The sequence below is a fragment of the Stenotrophomonas sp. 05L44_2 genome, from assembly GCF_056665995.1.
The window spans coordinates 1-3,192 of the sequence record NZ_JBFTNR010000501.1 but is presented as its reverse complement, the minus strand read 5'-3'; the positions used below and the strand labels follow the sequence as shown (position 1 = coordinate 3,192).

The window sequence follows — 3,192 nt, the reverse complement described above, 5'->3', positions numbered from 1 at the left end:
ACGGTGTACTCGGTGTAGTTCAGGCCGGTGTTCTGGTAGGCACCTGCCAGCCACACGTTCGGGGCCGCGCCACCGAACAGGCCCACACCGCCGCGCAGCTGGGTCGGACGATCGCTGTCGAAGGTGTAGTTGAAGCCGAAGCGCGGCTGCACCAGCTTGCTGTCGGGCAGCTGGGTGTTGTCGTAGCCGTACAGTTCCATGATGCGCGGGTTGTACAGCTTCTGCGTGCCGAAGTCCGGCATGTCGACGCGGACGCCGGCCTGCACGGTCAGGTTGCTGTTGATGGCCCAGCTGTCCTGGATGAACAGGCCGGTGTTCTTCAGCGTGTACTTGGCCGGGATGTCGTCGTAGCTGCCGCCGGCGCGCGGCGCACGCACAACGTACTGGTTGACGCGACCTGCAGCGAAATCGCTGAGGTTGTTGAACACATACGCGCCGTTGACGTTACGACCGTAGTAGTTCAGCAGGTCGTTGTCGGAGTAGTCGAAGCCGAACTTGACGGTGTGGTCGCCGACGTACCAGGTGGCGGCACCGAAGGCGCTCAGCTCCTTGCTCTCGACCGCGTTGACGTGCGAGTTCTGCTCGGTACCGAAGTACAGCGAGTCATTGCCGCTGGCGCCAAAACCACGGATCTGGATCTGCGGCAGGCTCGACGGCGTGGTACGGACCGAGGTGTATTCCTTGTGCGAGATCTTGAACTCGGTCGAGAAATTCTCGGACCAGTCGCTGAACAGCTCGCCCATCCAGGATTCGTAGGTCTTCGGCTGCTGGTACCAGAAGGTGCTCAGCGAAACCGCGCTGTTGCTGATCTGCGGGAAGCGGACAACATTCTGCTCGAGCTTGTTGTAACGCACCGCGGCACGGTGGTTCTCGTTGATGTTCCAGTCGATCTTCAGCGCGTACTCTTCGACCTCGGTCTTGTTGGCCGGGGCGTTGAGCGAACCTGCGTCGAAGCCGTAACCGGTCGCGATCTGCTGCGCGCGGGTGATGTCGGCATCGGTGATGGTGCCCTTGCCGTACGGCGAATCGGTCAGGCTGACGCCCGGGGCCGAACGCTCCATCTTTTCGTAGTTGGCGAAGAAGAACAGCTTGTCCTTGACGATCGGGCCGCCGAAGGTCATGCCGTAGGTCTTTTCGTCATCAAAACCGTTGAAGCGGACATCGTCCAGGTTCTTGCGGACCATGTCCTTGTCGCGGTACGCGTAATACACGGTGCCGCCGAAGTTGTTGGTACCCGACTTGGTCACCGCATTGATCACCGCGCCCGTACCGCCGGCAATGGTGGTGTCGTAGTTGGCGATGTCGATGTTGATTTCCTGGATCGCATCCATCGACACCGGCTGACGCTCGGTCGGCAGGTTGTTGGATTCCAGGCCGAACGGATCGCCGGCACCGATGCCATCGATGCGGATCGCGTTGTAACGGGTGTTCTGACCACCGACCGAGATGGCACCGTCGGCCTTGCTGACCTGCGAGATGCGCGGATCGAGGCGGATGTAATCCTGGATGTTGCGGTTCACCGACGGCAGCGACTCCAGCGTTTCGCGGTTGACGTTGGTGCCGGTGCCCATCTTGTAGGCGCTGAACAGGTCGCTGCCCACTGCGGCAGCCACGACCTGGACGGCATCCAGATTGGTGGCGGCAACATCGCCGGCCAGGTTGGCGTTGACCGTGTTGACCTGGTTCAGGTTGAGGTACACGCCCTCTTCGGTCTTGGTGCCCTCACCCGGCTTGGTGATGGTGATGGTGTACGGACCACCCACGCGCAGGCCGCGCGCGTTGTAACGACCCGACGCATCGGTGGTCGCACGCGAAACGGTGCCCGATTCGGTGTGGGTGATGGTGACTTCAGCACCAGCAACAGGCGCGCCCGCATTGGACACGACCTGGCCGCCGACACCGGCAGAGGTGCTCTGGGCGAAGGCGGGAGCGGCGGCGAGCGCAGCCACGAGACCAAGGGTGAGCTTGGACATCCGGAATGGGTGAGTCATTGTTCGGTAGCCTCGATGCGAGTTGGCGATGGCGGAAAAAAAGCGCATCCAAGCAGCCTTGCGGGCGGCTGTTCGGACATTTATCTGGGGTTCCCTACCGTGAACGGCAGCTGCCGCAACGGTTAACACTAGATTAACACGCTACGCTTTCAATGTGACGGTTGTGCGACAAACGGCACCGGATCGCAACGCTATCGTGACGGAATCTTCATTCCGCTTTACGAACGTCTTCACTCGTCGATGGCGGATTGCCCGCATCGAGCACCTGCCCGCGCCACGCCAGTCCGGCAGCGGACAACAGGGTCACGGCCGCTGCCGCGGCGGCCTCGGGGCCGCATGCGGCCGGGTCCTGGTCGATCGAATAGGCCCGCGCACGCAGGGCGGTACGCAAGGGGCCAGGATACAGGCCACTCACCCGCACCGGGCTGCGGGCCAGCTCGTCATGCAGGCTGCCGATCAGCCCGCGCAGGCCGTGCTGGGCGACACCGTAGCCGCCCCAGTACGCCTGCCCCACCCGCTCAGGGGCATCCACGGTGAATACCAGCGCCGCATCTTCACGCTGGCGCAGCAACGGCAGGCAGGCCTGGGCCAGCCAAGCCGGAGCGGTCAGGGTGACGTGCACGGCGCGGGCGAAGCTGGCCGGGTCGGCCAGCTCGAACGGGGTCAGGCCGGGAAAGTGGGCCGCGCAGACCAGCAGGCCATCAAGGCGCCCCAGCTCCTGCGCCACCGCCTGGGCCAGTTCGGCATAGTCGTCGGGACCGGCACCTTCCAGGTCCAACGGGTACAACAGGGGCTCCGGCCCAACCGCCTGCACCTGGGCGTAGACCCGGTCCAGCCTTCGTGGCTTGCGCCCCAGCAGGACCACGGTCGCCCCCGCCTCAGCGGCTGCAACAGCGGCAGCGCTGCCGAGCCCGCCGCCCGCACCGGCAATGAGCACCACACGGTCCTGCAATGGGCGGCCATCAAGCGCCCCGTCTGCCGGTGACGTCGATGGCCAGGCGCTCATCCCTGCGCAGCCTCTTCGACGATGCGCTTGAGCTCGCCGGCTTCGAACAGTTCCATGACGATGTCGCAGCCGCCAATCAACTCGCCGTTGATGAACAGCTGCGGGAAGGTGGGCAGATTGGAGAAGCGCGGCAGATTGGCGCGGATCTCCGGCTCTTCCAGCACATTGACCGTGCGCAGCGCGACGGCGCCTGCG

General features: G+C 64.2%; 3 protein-coding genes. All 3 read right to left on the bottom strand.

Annotated elements, in window-relative coordinates:
- A partial coding sequence (locus AC1VAN_RS16465; RefSeq protein WP_480986214.1) for a TonB-dependent receptor occupies positions 1 to 1,991 on the bottom strand: 1,991 nt, incomplete at its 3' end.
- Positions 1,992 to 2,199: 208 nt separating this feature from the next.
- On the bottom strand, positions 2,200 to 2,997 hold the full coding sequence (locus AC1VAN_RS16460) for an SDR family NAD(P)-dependent oxidoreductase (protein ID WP_025875262.1): 798 nt from the start codon (positions 2,995 to 2,997) through the stop codon (positions 2,200 to 2,202).
- The coding region (locus AC1VAN_RS16455; RefSeq protein ID WP_480986213.1) for a glutaredoxin domain-containing protein at positions 2,994 to 3,192 on the bottom strand (199 nt) is incomplete at its 5' end. The genes AC1VAN_RS16460 and AC1VAN_RS16455, both read right to left, overlap by 4 nt.